This is a genomic window from Rothia sp. HMSC061E04, from assembly GCF_001813685.1.
Lineage (GTDB): Bacteria > Actinomycetota > Actinomycetes > Actinomycetales > Micrococcaceae > Rothia > Rothia mucilaginosa.
In genome coordinates this window covers 493,483-508,842 of sequence record NZ_KV813706.1, presented here as the reverse complement: position 1 = coordinate 508,842, position 15,360 = coordinate 493,483, and the positions used below count along the sequence as shown (strand labels likewise).

The following is a 15,360-nucleotide window of genomic DNA, read 5'->3' as shown; positions in this document are numbered from 1 at the left end:
GGTACTGCACTTTTGTGGGTGTGGGAGAGTAGGTTATTGCCGCTTTATTATTCAATAGCCCCGGCTTCGCCGGGGCTATTTTTGTTTGGGGAGGCCCTAGGGCCTCCCCATTTGTCTTTAACATCCCATCAGTACGGGTGCACGGAAGGTGCTCTCTATACTAGAATGGTATGGCTTATGTTTAGGCATTAGCGGGTGTATCTAAAGCACCCCTCATAGAGTTGATGCCTCAGGCAGCGGTTCGACCGAATCGACTGCATACCCTACCCGCCCAAGAGCGGATACCTCCCAAGGAGATTCATGTCTGAGACCCCCCGTCACGAGTCTAACGGCTCCGGCCCCCGCCAGCACCGCAAGAACAGCGGAGGAAAGGACTTCCGCTCCCAGAAGGGCGGCAAGAACTTTGGCGGCAAGGGCGGTTTCAAGCGTAACGACCGCGGAGGCAAGAAGTTCGACGGTCGTCGCTCTGATTCCCGTTCCAAGGCACCTCGATCCAACGGCCCTGAGTCTGAGGCACCTCGCGAAGAGGTACGTAGCATTGGTGGCCGTGCAGGCTACCGCCCCGCAAAGCCTAAGGCGCCAGAAATTGACGACGACATCACCGGTCGCGAGCTGGACGGCGCGACCTTCCGTCAGCTGCGCGCCCTAGAACCGCGCAACGCAGAAACCGTCGCAAAGCACCTCGCCATGGCCGGTCGCTACCTCGACATCGACCCCGAATTCGCGCTGGAACACGCCGTTGCAGCATCCCGCAGTGCAGGCCGTATTGCCGCAGTACGTGAAGCCGTTGGCGTCGCCGCATACGTGGCAGAAGACTTCGAACTGGCACTGCGCGAACTGCGCACCCACCGCCGTATCAGCGGCTCCGTAGACCACCTGGCACTGCTGGTGGACTGCGAACGTGCGCTCGGCCGTCTGCCCAAGGCAATGGAAATGATTGCAGAGTTCAAGAAGGAAGAACTGCCCGCCAACGTGCGCGTGGAGCTCGCCATCGTTGAATCCGGCATCCTTAGCGATCAGGGCAAGAAGTCTGAGGCTGTCGTAGCACTGCAGATTCCTCAGCTGAACCCCAAGCGCGCCTTCGAGTACAGCCCCCGCCTGTTCAGTGCATACTCCGGTGCGCTGGCTAACGCGGGCCGTAACCAGGAAGCAGAACGCTGGGCACGCCTCGCATTCATGGCAGAAGCAGCACTGGGCCAGGGCAATTTCGCAGAACCCGAAATCTTCGACATCTTCGGTGAAGCAGGCCTCTTCGAACAGGAAGAGAAGTCCGTAGAACTCACTGAGACCGCAGAAGACGCTGAAGAGACCGCAGAAGACGCTGAAGAGACCGCTGAAGCTTCCGCAGAAGAGGAAGCAAGCGAAACTGCAGAAGAATAAGCTGAGGACGAGAAGACCGAAGCGCCCAAGACTGAAGAAGCAGAAGAAACCTCCGCAGAATAAGACTGCAGAGAATCTAAGAATTCTAAATATGTGACCTAAGTGTCAGCATGAAACCGCTGGACGCCACACCCAAGCAGGGGAGAGCGTCCAGCGGTTTTCCATATAATCGACCGAAGGCGCCAACGCTAGAGTGTCTAACAGGTACGATTAATAGCGACAACCGCCAGAGCCCCCGAGAGGAACACTCTATGACCACGAACGCACTCCTATCCCGCTACGATGCCCTCCTCTCCGATCTGGACGGCGTAGTCTACGCTGGTCCCTTGGCCATCGAAGGCGCACCCGAAGCACTCAACCGTGCCGAAGAAGAACTCAACGTACCGGTCATCTTCGTCACCAACAACGCATCGCGCTCCGTAGAATCTGTAGCAGAGCACCTGCGAGAACTGGGTATGCACACCCGAGCAGAACGAGTCGTCAGCTCCGCACAGGCAGGCGCCGCACTGCTCGCACAGCACGTACCCGCAGGCTCCAAAGTCCTCATCACCGGCACCGAAGCACTCGCCGACTGCGTTCGTGCGGTAGGCCTCGAAACCGTACGCACGGAAGAAGAAGGCCCCGTAGCCGTCATCCAGGGGTTCGACCCCAAGATCGGCTGGGAAGACCTTGCGGAAGCCGCCTACACCCTCGCAAACCCCGACATCCTCTGGATTGCCACCAACACCGACCAGAGCATCCCCAAGGAACGAGGCCAGGCACCCGGCAACGGAACCCTCGTAGCAGCCGTAGCAAGCGCAACCCGCCGCACCCCGCTTGTCGCGGGCAAGCCTGAAGCACCCATCTTCCACACCGCAGCGCAGGCAGTGAACTCCAGCCGCCCCGTCATCGTGGGTGACCGCCTGGACACCGACATTCTCGGCGCCAACAACGCAAAGATGGACGGTGCCCTCGTCCTCACCGGCGTACAGACCTACCAGGACGTCATCGAGGCCGTGCCGAACCAGCGTCCGACCTATATTCTGCGCACCCTCGAGGACTTCTTCGCACCCTACCCCGAAATTGAAGTGCTCTACGAAGGCTACGAAGTCACCGCAACCGGCCCCACCTGGCAGGCACGAGTCCGCGGTGAAAACCTGAGCCTGACCGGCCCCGAGATTGAAGATGCCGAAGCATTCGCGGGTAGCGAGAGCGAAGCCGAAGCATGGCGTGTAGCCTGCGCGGCATGGTGGGCAGCAAACCCCGAACAGGGCGCACACCCCAACATCCAGGGGATCCCCGGTGCCTAAAGAACCGGAGACTAATAGCACGGCAGAGGAAAACGCTGAGCTTGATGCAGAATTCGAGCGCCAACTCGCGGCGATCCTCGCCATGGACCCCGTAGAGCGCGTCAAGCGCCTCGAAACGATGAGCGAGCAGCTGGAGAAGGATCTCGAAAACCTCTCCTAGCTCGCGGCGGTGCCCCCTCAGAACAGCAATGCTCTGAGGTGGCACTAGATAACCCGTCACCAGACGACGACAGAAAGAAGACAAGGACACCGTGCGCCTCGATAAATACCTGGTCGAAGCCGGATTCGTGAGCTCCCGAACCCTCGCCGCAAAACTCATTGCGGCAGGAGACGTGCAAGTCAACGGCAAGGTTGCACGCAAAGCGTCCATGCTCGTGGGCCCGGAGGACACCCTCTACGTGAGCCAGAGCGAGCTGACCGAATACGTCAGCCGCGCAGGACACAAGCTCGCAGGTGCCCTCGATGCGTTCCCCGATATCAAGGTGGAGGGCAAGCGCTGCCTGGACGCGGGAGCATCCACCGGAGGCTTTACCGACGTGCTACTTCGTCGAGGAGCAGCCCACGTAGCCGCCGTTGATGTAGGACACGGACAGCTCGTGGACACGCTACGCGAAGAACCGCGAGTCGGCGTGTACGAAGGACTCAACGTTCGCTACATGAAGCCCGAAGACATTGGTGGGCAGGTCGAACTGACGGTTTCTGACCTCTCGTTCATCTCACTGACCCTGGTCATGGAGGCGCTAGCGAACGCCACCGAAACCGGCGGCGACCTGGTGCTCATGGTCAAACCGCAGTTCGAGGTCGGCAAGCACCGCATCGGACGCGGGGGAGTGGTGCACGAAGAATCCGCCCGCCGTGAAGCAGTGGAAAAAGTTCAGGCATCTGCGGTCAGCCACGGAATGCGTGTGATGGGTATGGAACCCAGCCCGCTCCCCGGACAGGACGGCAACGTAGAGTACTTCCTCTGGTGCCGAAAATAAATATAGTGTCGAAAATAAATAGTGCTAAGGCAGTCTGAGAAAAACCGCTCGATAACGTAGGACGCGTTGAAGGCGGGGTTTTCTCAGGCTGCCGCGCTATTCGCAGGTATTTTAGAGATACCCCAACTGCACACTATTCGAAATAATTTTCTAAAAATATAGCTCTTTAGAAAATCTTCGAGAACATATTCGGTATGATAGGTGTAGATACACCATCTCAACACCCCGATCTCAATACCCCGATGGGAGAGAGTCGTTATGGCAGAGCACGAAAGCCACGCACCGCAGGAAGCATCCGCACAGGTAGCTGCCGCAGGTGCGCGTCATAGTTCCGAACACCACAGTTTCGAACGTCATGGTTCCGAAGACTCGGTGGGACAACGTCACCGTAAGATTCTCGTCTTCGCCCACGTGGGGCGCAAAGAAGCACGAGATGCCGCCCGACAGGCATGCACCCAGCTCTACGAAGAGGGACTCGCACCCGTCATGACTCGCTCCGATTTGGAGACCCTGAGCGAAAACTGGGACGAGCCCGTTCCTGTGCAGGTCGTCCACGAATCCGTGGCGCTCATCGATATTGAACTCGGCGTGGTGCTTGGTGGTGACGGTTCGATTCTTCGCGCCGCTGAAATGGTGCGCCGAACCAGTGTTCCGCTCATCGGCGTGAACCTGGGGCACGTCGGCTTCCTCGCCGAATCCGAAGAGAGCGACCTGACCGAAACCGTTCGCTGCATCGTCAACAACGAATACACCGTTGAAGAACGCATGGCAATCGACGTGGAAGTCTGGAACGACGGCAAACGCGTGCACAGCGACTGGGCACTGAACGAAGCCAGCGTTGAAAAGGGCAATCGCGAAAAAATGATTGAAGTCATTATTGAAGTGGACTGCCGCCCGCTCAGTAGCTTCGGATGCGACGGCGTGGTCATGGGAACCCCCACCGGCTCGACCGCCTACGCTTTCTCTGGTGGCGGCCCGGTCGTCTGGCCCGAAGTTGAAGCAATTCTCATGGTGCCGCTCTCGGCTCACGCGCTTTTCGCGCGCCCGCTGGTAGCAGCACCGACCTCCACCCTGGCGGTAGAAATGATGCCCGGAAACGGCGCCTCCGGCGTGCTCTGGTGCGATGGCCGCCGAACCGTAGAGTTGGACCCCGGCTCCCGTATTGAGGTGCGACGCTCCGAAAAGTCGGTGCTGCTCGCCCGTATCCACCCGGCTCCCTTCTCTGAGCGACTGGTGCGTAAATTTGAGCTTCCGATCCGTGGCTGGCGTGGCCCGCAGGACACCGAGAAGCACTAAAGAAAAGGAATGAACGTTCGTGATTGAGGAAATCCATATTCGAGACCTCGGCATCATCACCGATGCGAGGCTCCCCCTCGAACCCGGATTCTCCGTGCTGACCGGCGAAACCGGCGCAGGTAAAACCATGGTCGTCACCGCCCTCGGCATGCTCCTGGGCGCCCGATCCGACGCATCCAGCGTGCGCAACGGCGCCAAGAGTGCCCTTGCCGAAGCAGTGATTCGCCTGCCCCACGGGCACCGCGCCCTCGAGCTTGCCGAAGAGGCCGGCGGCACCGCCGAAGACATCGACGAACAGACCTCCGAACTGCTTCTGGCGCGCACCGTCAATGCCTCGGGACGCTCCCGTGCCCACGTCGGCGGTTGCTCCGCACCCATCGGAACCCTGTCTCAGATTGGTCAGACTCTTGTTGCAGTCCATGGCCAGTCCGATCAGCTGCGCCTCAAATCAGCTGCAGAGCAGCGCCAGTCCCTCGACCTGTACGCCGGTGAAGAGCTCGCCAACCTGCTTGAGAAGTACCGCGAAAACTACGAGCGATACCGTGCCGCCGCAGCAGAGCTCAAGGAAGTACGCGAAAACTCTCGCGCACGCGCCCTCGAAGCGCAGACCCTGCAGGGTGCCCTAGAAGAAATCAGCGCCCTCAACCCGCAGGCCGGGGAAGAAGAAGAGCTCAAAGCCGAAATGGTGAAGCTCATGAACGTTGAAGCGCTACGCATTGCGTCGGCAACCGCCTCCGCAGCGCTCAGCGGTAGCGAATACTCAGCCGGCGACGAACAGAGCGTCATGAGCCTGCTCGATGCAAGCCGCTCCGCGCTACAGGCACAGGCAGACGCTGACGAAGAGCTTGCCTCCCTCGCCGCGCGCGTCAACGAACTGTTGATTCTTGCCACCGATATCTCCTCGGATCTGTCCTCCTACATGGCCTCCTTGGATGTTGAAGGCCCCGAACGTCTGGCGCAGGTGCAGACTCGCCGCGCCCAGCTGGCGACCCTCACCCGCAAGTACGGTGCCGACATAGCAGAGGTCCTCGAATGGGCCGAAGAATCACGCGCACGCCTCGAGACCCTGGTGGATGACCCGCAGCGACAGGAAACCCTGGAAACCGAGCTGGTACAGCTACGCAAGGTGCTTGGCGCCCAGGCAGAAGAGCTGACCGCCCTGCGCCGTGCCGCCGCACAGAAACTGGCGGACGCCGTCAGCGAAGAGCTCACTGCTCTTGCCATGCCGAACGCCTCCCTGGCCGTGGAAGTTGCTGAAGCCGAAAAGTTCTCGGTGCACGGCCGAGACACCGTGACCTTCATGCTGGCGCCGCATCGAACCGCCGTGCCGCGCCCGCTCGGTAAGGGCGCCTCCGGCGGCGAGCTCTCCCGCGTGATGCTCGCCTTGGAGGTAGTGCTTGCCGAAGTGGACCCCGTACCCACCTTCATCTTCGACGAGGTGGACTCCGGCGTGGGCGGTAAGGCCGCTATCGAAATCGGTCGCCGCCTCGCCATGCTCGCCCGACACGTGCAGGTTCTGGTGGTCACCCACCTGCCGCAGGTTGCCGCCTTCGCGGATCAGCACATCCTCGTGCTGAAAAACGATGACGCGTCCCTCTCAAAGGTCAAGGTACTTTCCGAAGAGGAACGCGTGGTGGAACTGGCGCGAATGCTCTCTGGACACGATCAATCAGAATCGGCGCGAGAGCACGCCCGAGAGCTGCTAGCCGCCGGTCGAGAAGTGCCGCAGGGGCGTTGAAACCGGCAGGGAAAAGCATGAAGAAAGTGCTGGCAAAAGCGCCGAAAGGCGGCATCTTTCGCACTAAAGACCATCAAAGGGGCAGAAGTGCGCGAGCGTGCCTCGGAAAGTTGTCGGTACAGCCCGTGCCGGTGACCAATAGCGGCGCATGGAGCCCAGAGGATGTGAGATACTCTGTGAATGTTCCTACACCTGCTTCTACACGGCGCGGCGGGAATAATAAATCCCCAGCTCCGTTTACAGTGGTGATAAGGACAAATAGGGGAGGGAAAACCGCCTGAGAGAATCCTCTCGCGGCAAAACCCTCTGCTTGGATAGCAGACAAGAAAATGGTAGGCTTGAATTCCGTGGTGAATGAAAAAAATAACGCTCTGAACGCGTCCTCTAACGACAAGGTAACCCGCCAGATTTTCGTAACTGGCGGCGTTGCATCTTCTCTCGGTAAGGGCCTGTCGGCCTCTTCCCTCGGTCAGCTTCTTCGCGCACGTGGCCTCTCTGTGACCATGCAGAAGTTCGACCCCTACCTGAACGTCGACCCCGGTACGATGAACCCCTTCCAGCACGGTGAAGTCTTTGTCACCGACGACGGTGCTGAAACCGACCTCGACATCGGACACTACGAGCGCTTCCTGGACGAAAACCTCGACCAGTCCGCTAACGTGACCACCGGCCAGGTCTACTCCTCCGTCATCGCCAAGGAACGCCGCGGCGAATACCTCGGCGACACCGTCCAGGTCATCCCTCACATTACCGACGAAATCAAGGCCCGCATGCGTCACGCAGCGGAAATTGAAAACGCACCCGACATCATCATCACCGAAATCGGTGGTACCGTTGGCGATATCGAGTCCCTGCCCTTCATGGAAGCAGCACGCCAGGTACGCCGCGATGTTGGCCGCAAGAACGTCTTCTTCCTGCACGTCTCCCTGGTGCCCTTCATCGGCCCCTCCGGCGAGCTCAAGACCAAGCCGACCCAGCACTCCGTCGCAGCACTGCGCGGCCTGGGCATCCAGCCTGACGGTCTGATCCTGCGCTGTGAGCGTGAGGTCCCCGTATCGCACCGTACCAAGATCGGTAACGCATGCGACGTGGACAGTGACGCGGTCATCTCCTGCGCCGACGCACCCAGTATCTACGACATCCCCAAGACCCTGCACAGCCAGAAGCTCGACGACTACATCCTCGACTACTTCGGCATTGAGGCTCCCGCACCGGACTTCACTCAGTGGGACCGCCTGCTCGACGCAGTGCACCGCCCCGCAGCAGAGGTCAACGTTGGCCTGGTCGGTAAGTACATCGACCTGCCCGACGCATACCTGTCCGTCTCCGAGGCTCTGCGTGCCGGCGGCTTCGCAAACAACGTGAAGGTCAACATCAAGTGGGTTGCAGCAGACCTGTGCGCAACCGACGAAGATGCCGACCACCAGCTGCGCAACATGGACGCAATCCTCGTGCCCGGCGGCTTCGGCATCCGCGGCCTGGACGGCAAGATCGGCGCCCTCAAGTACGCACGCGAGCACAAGCTCCCGACCCTGGGCATCTGCCTCGGTCTGCAGTCCATGGTCATCGAGTACGCACGCAACGTACTGGGTCTGGCCGAAGCATCCTCCACCGAGTTCGATCCGGAAACCTCCGTACCGGTCATCGCAACCATCGAAGAGCAGAAGCAGTTCGTCGAAGGTGCAGGCGACCTGGGCGGCACCATGCGCCTGGGCCTGTACAAGGCAAACCTGGTTCCCGGCTCTCAGGTTGCTAAGGCGTACGGTGCAACCAAGGTTGCAGAGCGTCACCGCCACCGCTACGAGGTGAACAACGAGTACCGCGAGCAGCTTGAAGAAGCAGGCCTGCGCATCTCCGGTACCTCCCCGGACTCCTCGCTGGTCGAGTACGTGGAACTGCCCGCAGAGGCACACCCCTACTACGTGGCAACTCAGGCACACCCTGAGTACCGCTCGCGTCCGACCCGCCCGCACCCGCTCTTCTCCGGCCTGATTAAGGCTGCTCTGGAGCGCCGCGGCGCCTAACATCTAGGCACGAACGTTCAGCATCCCGCTCACCCCGCGCAGGGGAGGGCGGGATGCTTTCGTATAAACCTGAACATGCCTTATTCCGTGCCCGTACCTGACGCGCCAAACGTAGCGGGGCTAAGAAGCCGCCTACAATGAAAGAATGAGCAACAACCAGCAGATTATTGATGTACCCTCCGAACGCACCATCCGCACCCGCACCGTGAAGTACAGCGGCTATGTGATTGAAACGACCGTTGAGGAGTACGAACTCAACGAAAATACCGTGCTGACCCGCGACGTCGTGGAAATGCCCGGCGCCGTCGCCGTGGCGGTCCTCAACGACAGCAACGAACTGCTGATGCTCAACCAGTACCGCCACCCGGTGCGCATGAACCTCTGGGAAGTACCTGCAGGACTGCTCGACATCGACGGTGAAGACCCCCTGGTCGCCGCGCAGCGCGAACTCGCCGAAGAGGCAGACCTGCAGGCAGACACCTGGAACGCTCTGACCGACTACTTCAGCAGCCCCGGCGCAACCAGCGAAGCAGGCCGCGTCTACCTGGCACGCAACCTCTCGGAACTGCCCGCCGAAGAACGCAGCGAACGCACCGACGAAGAAGCAGAAATGACCTACCGCTGGGTGCCCCTCGCCGAGGCAGTGCAGCTGGTGCTGGGCGGAAAGATTCATAACGCGCTCGCTATCCAGGCGGTACTCGCCACCTACGCGGCGGTGCAGAACAACTTTGAAGGCCTGCGCCCCGCCGAGGGCGGCTGGGAGTTCCACCCCTACATGGGGCAGCGCCGCGAAAAGCCGGAGAACTTCCGCAACCACTAAGAACGGAGCATGGGGCGGGGGAGTAGCCCGCCTACGGTAGGTCCACATCTCAAGAGAACCGACAGAGGAGATAGAGTGAAGCAGGCAAAAAGCACGGTGAGCAAGACATCCCGCGGCGCGGGTCTGCTCGGTGTGCCCTCTTCTGCCGGTTCCTCCGTGCTGGGTTCTTCTGCTCTGGGTTCTTCTGCTCTGGGTTCTTCTAGCCTGGGTGCTTCCCACCAGGAGGCGCAGACCCCGCTCCAGAGTGCAATCGAGCAGTACCTCATCCACCTGCGCGTGGAGCGAGGAAGCAGCGAGCACACCATCGCCTCCTACGCGCGCGATCTGCGGCGATACAGCGCCTACATGGCGACCCTCGGCGTCATCGACCCCGAACGCATCACCACCGCGCAGGTACGCTCCTTCATGCGGGAACTCGCCGCCCCCACCGTGCCCCTTGCCGGATTCGAAGCGGGGGAGAAGAACAACCAGAACGCGCAGGAATCTCGGGAAGCGCAGGAGGAAGCCGCAGAATCGCTGGCACTGATGATCGCCTCCGAATCGGGGCGAGGGACTGGAAACGGGCGCGCTGGAAAAGGTCGTGCTGGGAAAGGTCATACCGGGCAACCGGAGAAAGCCGGGGTGCCAGAAAAAGAAACGCCAGCCGCTGAAGGGGCACCGAACCTGCCCCTGCCGCTGGGCCCGAACTCCATCGCCCGCACCATGGCGGCAGTCCGCGGAGCACACGCCTTCTGGGTCTCCGCGCTCATCGTGCCCACCGACCCGGCGGCACCGGTCACCCCGCCAAAGAACGTTAAACGCCTACCCAAAGCAGTCAGCGTAGAAGACATCCAGCGGCTACTCGCCGTACCCGACCGCGAAACCGCCACCGGGCTACGCAATCGAGCCATCCTCGAATTCCTCTACGCCACCGGCGCGCGCGTGAGCGAAATGCTCAACGCCGATATTGACGACGTGCACTTCGAGGGAACCCTCACCGATGAAGACGGCAACCAGATCACTTTGCCCGGCTACGTTCGACTCTTCGGTAAGGGAAACAAAGAACGGCTCGTACCCATCGGAAGCTACGCCCAAAAAGCAATCCAAGACTACCTGGTGCGTGCCCGCCCCTCCCTCGTAGCGCACGGTAAAGGCACCGCCGCGCTCTTCGTCAACGGACGAGGCGGCAGACTCGGACGCCAAGGCGCCTGGCTCATCCTCAAAGAAGCCGCCGAAGCCGCCGGGCTCAGCTCCGACTTCTCACCGCACTCCATGCGCCACAGCTTCGCAACGCACCTGCTGCAGGGCGGCGCCGATATTCGCGTGGTGCAAGAACTGCTCGGGCACGCCTCCATCGCCACCACTCAGGTGTACACCAAGGTCACGCCCGAGGGGCTCATGGAGGTGTACCGCATGGCGCATCCGCGTGCCCACGAACGGGGATAAAACCCCGTCAATCCGCGGAACAGCCGCTCTTGAGGTAACCTTATAGACAACGCTTAAACTTTAAAACTTCGAATTCATTGATGAAGGTGAACCATTGACTGAAGCTCAGGCTCAAGAACTCGGCCCCACCGGTCGACCCCTGCGCGTATACCCCGACCCGGCTCCGCTGAGCAGCCACGGTCCCGCCCGCATTATCTCTATGGTGAATCAGAAGGGCGGCGTGGGTAAGACCACCTCCACCATTAACCTGGGCGCGGCACTGGCAGAATGCGGCCGTAAGGTGCTACTGGTCGACTTCGACCCGCAGGGTGCTCTCTCCGCCGGTTTCGGTGCGAACCCGCACGAACTGGACCTGACCGTCTACAACGTCATGATGGACCGCAAGGTCGACATTAAGGACGTCATCCTGCCTACCGGCGTGGAGAACATCGACCTGCTGCCCGCTAATATTGACCTCTCCGCAGCTGAAGTTCAGCTGGTCAACGAAGTGGCTCGCGAGCAGGTTCTCGCCTCGGCACTGCGCAAGGTCCGTGACGAATACGACGTCATCCTCATCGACTGCCAGCCTTCCCTGGGCCTGCTGACCGTCAACGCACTGACCGCCTCCGAAGGCGTCATCATTCCGCTGATTTGTGAGTTCTTCGCGCTGCGCGCCGTCGCACTGCTGGTTGACTCCATCGAGAAGGTTCAGGATCGTCTGAACCCCGACCTCGAAATCTCCGGCGTACTTGCCACCATGTTCGATGCGCGCACCATCCACTCCAAGGAAGTTCTGGCACGCATCGTGGACGCATTCGGCGACAAGGTCTTCGACACCGTCATCAAGCGCACCGTGAAGTTCCCGGACGCATCGGTGTCCGCTGAGCCGATTCTCAGCTACGCCTCCAGCCACCCCGGCGCGGAAGCATACCGCCAGGTGGCACGCGAACTGATCTACAAGGGCGGCGCACGCTAAAGCCCCCACACCTATACGCCCTCTGCTGAGGTGACTCTCACCCTTGAGTCACACCGGCAGAGGGCGTATAATTGTGTGGATTCTAAAGACCCCGCACACTGCTTACGCCGAAAAAATAGGCGAAGTAAAAGCCGCATCTGAGACGGCACCAACAAAGCCGGGGAGAATAAACCTAAGGAGAATAGGTCGTTTATGACCACGAACGTCGCTGCCGTGAGGGTACCGACACCGAACGCAGACACCGCCGCAAACGCCCGGACTGAGGGCCGCGGCCTGCAGAACCCGGAACGCGGTTTCACCCTCACCCTCAGTAATTTTGAGGGCCCCTTTGATCTTCTACTGACCCTGATTTCGCGCCGCAAACTCGACATTACCGAGGTGGCGCTCGCAGAGGTCACCGACGAGTTCCTCGCATACCTGCACGCCCTCTACGCTGAAGGCACCGAACGCGCACTCGACGAAGCCAGCGAATTTCTGGTCACTGCCGCAACCCTGCTGGAACTCAAAACCGCACGCCTGCTCCCGCAGCATCGTGAACCCCTCGAAGAGGACGTTGCACTGCTGGAGGCACGCGACCTGCTTTTCGCCCGTCTGCTGCAATACCGCGCCTACCGCGAAGTTGCCGATATTTTTGCTGAACGCTGGGCGCAAGAAGCGCAGCGTTTTCCCCGTGCGGTAGCCCTTGAAGAACGATTCGCCCAGGCGCTACCCGAGCTGGTTTTCACCGGAGGTGCCGAAGAGTTCGCCCGCATCGCCGCAGCAGCGCTGAGTCGAATCCCCAAAGAGCCCGAGCCGGAACCCGAAGAAATCGTTGAAGAACTCAACGAGCACCTGCACGTTCCGCTAACCACCATCGCGGCTGAAGAACACTACATTCTGCACAGCCTGCTCGATACCGCGGTGCGGGAACTGAGCTTCGCCGAACTGGTTCAAGGATCCGGCGAACTAGAAATCGCGGTGGTTCGTTTTCTCGCCCTGCTCGAGCTCTACAAAGAAGGTGCCTTGCACGTAGAACAGGACGCACCGCTCGGATCCATTCGGGTACGTGCGAGCGCGAGCGCGGCACAGTTCGTGATTCGCGAAGAAACAGATGCTGAGGACGAGCACGAAACCGGTGAAGCGCCTGAATCACCCGAAGTGAACGAGCCTGAAACTAACACGGAACCGGTAGAGGAGGATTATGAGTAATCACGGCTCACGCTTTGACCGTGAATTTACCCCTGACGACCTTGCCATCGTGAACATGGGCTACTGGGATCCGAACGCAGATGAGGATTCGGAACAGGCTGACTTGGCATCGATAGAGGCGTCTGCAGAGACCGAGTTTTCAAAGCCTGCTGAGACGGACGCTGAACCGGCTGAGCACGAGGTAGTTGCTGCTCCTCTGGATGAGATGACCGAAGAAGCTGAGGAGGCTGAAGCCGCCGAAACGGTAGAGGACTCCGATGGCTCCGACATTTCCAACAGCTCCGAGGAATCGCAGGAAACTGCATCCCGCGAGTCGAAGGAATCGGTAACGAAATCGGCAGCGATTCCGGTGGGAGGCCCCTCCACCGCACCCAGTGTGGCGGTCGATGCCGAAGCCGAATTCTCCAAGGTCGAGGCAATCCCCGGCGGCGTCAAAAGCGCCATCGAAGCGATCCTTGCCGTTGCCGAAGCGCCCGTGAGCGTGCGTGAACTCTCCGCCGCTCTCATCGTCAGCGAACGAGCTGTTGAGCACGCGCTCGACCAGTTGTACCGCGAGTACAACGGCGAAGAAAGCGGCTACGGAGAAGACGAAAACCGGGGGGCGCCCGAACCGCGCGGATTCCAGCTGCGGAACATCGCAGGAGGCTGGAAGCTCTACGCCCGCGACGACTTCGCCCCCTGGGTGGCACGCTTCGTGACCCGTTCCAAGAGCGCGACGCTGAGCAAACCCGCCTACGAAACGCTCGCCGTGATTGCCTACCAGCAGCCGGTGACCAGGGCGAGGGTAGCCTCCATTCGAGGCGTAAACGCGGACGCGGCAATCCGTCAGCTGCTGCAACGGCAGCTGATTCGTGAAGCAGGGCGAGAAGCCGGAAGCGGCGCGACCCTCTACGAAACCACGGAGCTGCTACTGGCGAAGCTCGGGTTGAACTCCCTGGAGGAGCTGCCGGCGCTCGCGCCCTTCCTGCCCGATGACACGGAAGCCGCAGTGCTTGCCGAGGGCAACGACTAAGACAACGACAACGAATCAATAAGACGAACGAACGTTCGGGAAAAGCCTGAAATGTTCGCACTATACGACAGAAAAGAGAAGAACACCATGGCATATGGAAACTCCTCCCGCGGCGGCCGCTCTGCATCCGGTCGCCCCCAGAACTCCCGCGGTGGCCGTCCCGGCGCTGCTCGTCCCGGTCAGGGCGGTAAGCCCAGCGCTAAGGGCGCCTCCGCACGCGGCGGTCGCCCCGGCGCACCGAAGGGTGGCGCAGGCAAGGGCGGCGCGAAGGGCTTCGGCGAGAAGAAGTTCGGTGACAAGAAGTTTGGCGAGAAGAAGTTCGGCGCAGGCCGCGCAGGTTCCGGCCGAGGCCGCGGCACCGAACTGCCCAAGCGCGAACGCCGCGCACCGGGCCGCCCCTACCGCTCCGGCGAAGCCTTCGCGAACGAGCGCGGCGAATACCGCGTCAGCAACTACGCTGGCCCGCACCGCCCCCGCCGCCCCCGCAACGCCCCGGTAGACCACTACGAGTTCTACGACCACGACGGCGTGCGCCTGCAGAAGCTGCTGGCTCAGGCCGGTGTGGCATCCCGTCGCGTCTGCGAAGAAATGATTACCGAAGGTCGCGTTACCGTCAACGGTGAAGTCGTGACCGAGCTGGGTGTGCGCGTTGACCCCTCCAAGGTGACCGTGCAGGTGGACGGCATGACCGTGCAGACTAACGACAAGCTCGTCTACATGGCATTCAACAAGCCCGCCGGCGTGGTCTCCACCATGGAAGACCCCGAGGGTCGCCCCTGCATCTCTGACTTCCTGCGTTCCTCCATGAGCGAGCGCGTGTTCCACGTGGGCCGCCTGGATGTCGAAACCGAGGGTCTGCTGTTGCTGACCAACGACGGTGAACTGGCGAACCGCCTCACCCACCCCTCCTACGAGGTGCCCAAGACCTACCTGGTGCAGGTTCCCGGCCCGATGGAGCCCGGCGTCGGCGCAGCCATGAAGAAGGGTATTCGCCTGGAAGACGGCGTGACCCGCGTTGACGAGTTCAAACTGGTGGACTCCACCCCCGGCCACGTGCTCGTTGAGGTGACCATCCACTCCGGTAAGAACCGCATCGTGCGCCGCCTCTTCGATGCCGTCGGCTACCCGGTTGAGCGCCTGGTCCGCGTTGAGATGGGCCCGATCCGTATTGGTTCGCAGAAGCAGGGTACCGTCCGTAACCTCTCCAAGGTCGAGATCGGTCACCTGCTCGCTTCGGTGGACATGTAATAACG

13 protein-coding genes are annotated in these 15,360 nt (G+C 61.0%); all 13 read left to right on the top strand.

Features of this window, described 5'->3' with window-relative positions; genetic code table 11:
- The first annotated feature begins 300 nt into the window (after positions 1-300).
- The 13 genes from HMPREF2927_RS08825 (at position 301) to HMPREF2927_RS08765 (ending at position 15,355) form a co-directional block, all read left to right on the top strand.
- Positions 301-1,380 (top strand): tetratricopeptide repeat protein, encoded by a 1,080-nt coding sequence (locus tag HMPREF2927_RS08825; RefSeq protein WP_246827402.1) that lies wholly within the window; start codon positions 301-303, stop codon positions 1,378-1,380.
- Between the two features lie 251 nt (positions 1,381-1,631).
- Complete coding sequence (locus HMPREF2927_RS08820; protein WP_070687228.1) at positions 1,632-2,669, top strand: HAD-IIA family hydrolase; 1,038 nt, start codon at positions 1,632-1,634, stop codon at positions 2,667-2,669.
- Positions 2,662-2,829, top strand: coding sequence for a GTPase (locus HMPREF2927_RS08815; RefSeq protein WP_070687226.1), 168 nt, complete (start codon positions 2,662-2,664; stop codon positions 2,827-2,829). Before HMPREF2927_RS08820 ends, HMPREF2927_RS08815 begins: the two co-directional genes overlap by 8 nt.
- 91 nt (positions 2,830-2,920) lie before the next feature.
- A complete protein-coding gene (locus HMPREF2927_RS08810; RefSeq protein ID WP_070687224.1) occupies positions 2,921-3,649 on the top strand; it encodes a TlyA family RNA methyltransferase in 729 nt (242 codons plus the stop codon).
- Positions 3,650-3,907: 258 nt separating this feature from the next.
- Positions 3,908-4,945, top strand: coding sequence for an NAD kinase (locus HMPREF2927_RS08805; protein WP_105360699.1), 1,038 nt, complete (start codon positions 3,908-3,910; stop codon positions 4,943-4,945).
- A 19-nt stretch (positions 4,946-4,964) separates the two neighbouring features.
- Complete coding sequence (gene recN / locus HMPREF2927_RS08800; RefSeq protein WP_070687222.1) at positions 4,965-6,683, top strand: DNA repair protein RecN; 1,719 nt, start codon at positions 4,965-4,967, stop codon at positions 6,681-6,683.
- A 329-nt stretch (positions 6,684-7,012) separates the two neighbouring features.
- On the top strand, positions 7,013-8,707 hold the full coding sequence (locus HMPREF2927_RS08795; protein WP_070687217.1) for a CTP synthase: 1,695 nt from the start codon (positions 7,013-7,015) through the stop codon (positions 8,705-8,707).
- 145 nt (positions 8,708-8,852) lie between these two features.
- Positions 8,853-9,527, top strand: coding sequence for an NUDIX domain-containing protein (locus HMPREF2927_RS08790; RefSeq protein ID WP_070687216.1), 675 nt, complete (start codon positions 8,853-8,855; stop codon positions 9,525-9,527).
- A gap of 75 nt (positions 9,528-9,602) precedes the next feature.
- Positions 9,603-10,952, top strand: coding sequence for a tyrosine recombinase (locus HMPREF2927_RS08785; RefSeq protein WP_070687214.1), 1,350 nt, complete (start codon positions 9,603-9,605; stop codon positions 10,950-10,952).
- A 94-nt stretch (positions 10,953-11,046) separates the two neighbouring features.
- Entirely contained in the window at positions 11,047-11,907 is an 861-nt protein-coding gene (locus tag HMPREF2927_RS08780) for a ParA family protein (protein ID WP_005506637.1), read from the top strand.
- A 192-nt stretch (positions 11,908-12,099) separates the two neighbouring features.
- Positions 12,100-13,095: a segregation and condensation protein A gene (locus HMPREF2927_RS08775; protein ID WP_070687212.1), complete on the top strand. Its 996-nt coding sequence runs from the start codon at positions 12,100-12,102 to the stop codon at positions 13,093-13,095.
- Positions 13,088-14,107: an SMC-Scp complex subunit ScpB gene (gene scpB, locus HMPREF2927_RS08955; protein WP_083311249.1), complete on the top strand. Its 1,020-nt coding sequence runs from the start codon at positions 13,088-13,090 to the stop codon at positions 14,105-14,107. Before HMPREF2927_RS08775 ends, scpB begins: the two co-directional genes overlap by 8 nt.
- Positions 14,108-14,194: 87 nt before the next feature.
- Entirely contained in the window at positions 14,195-15,355 is a 1,161-nt protein-coding gene (locus HMPREF2927_RS08765; protein WP_070687210.1) for a pseudouridine synthase, read from the top strand.
- Positions 15,356-15,360: the final 5 nt, after the last annotated feature.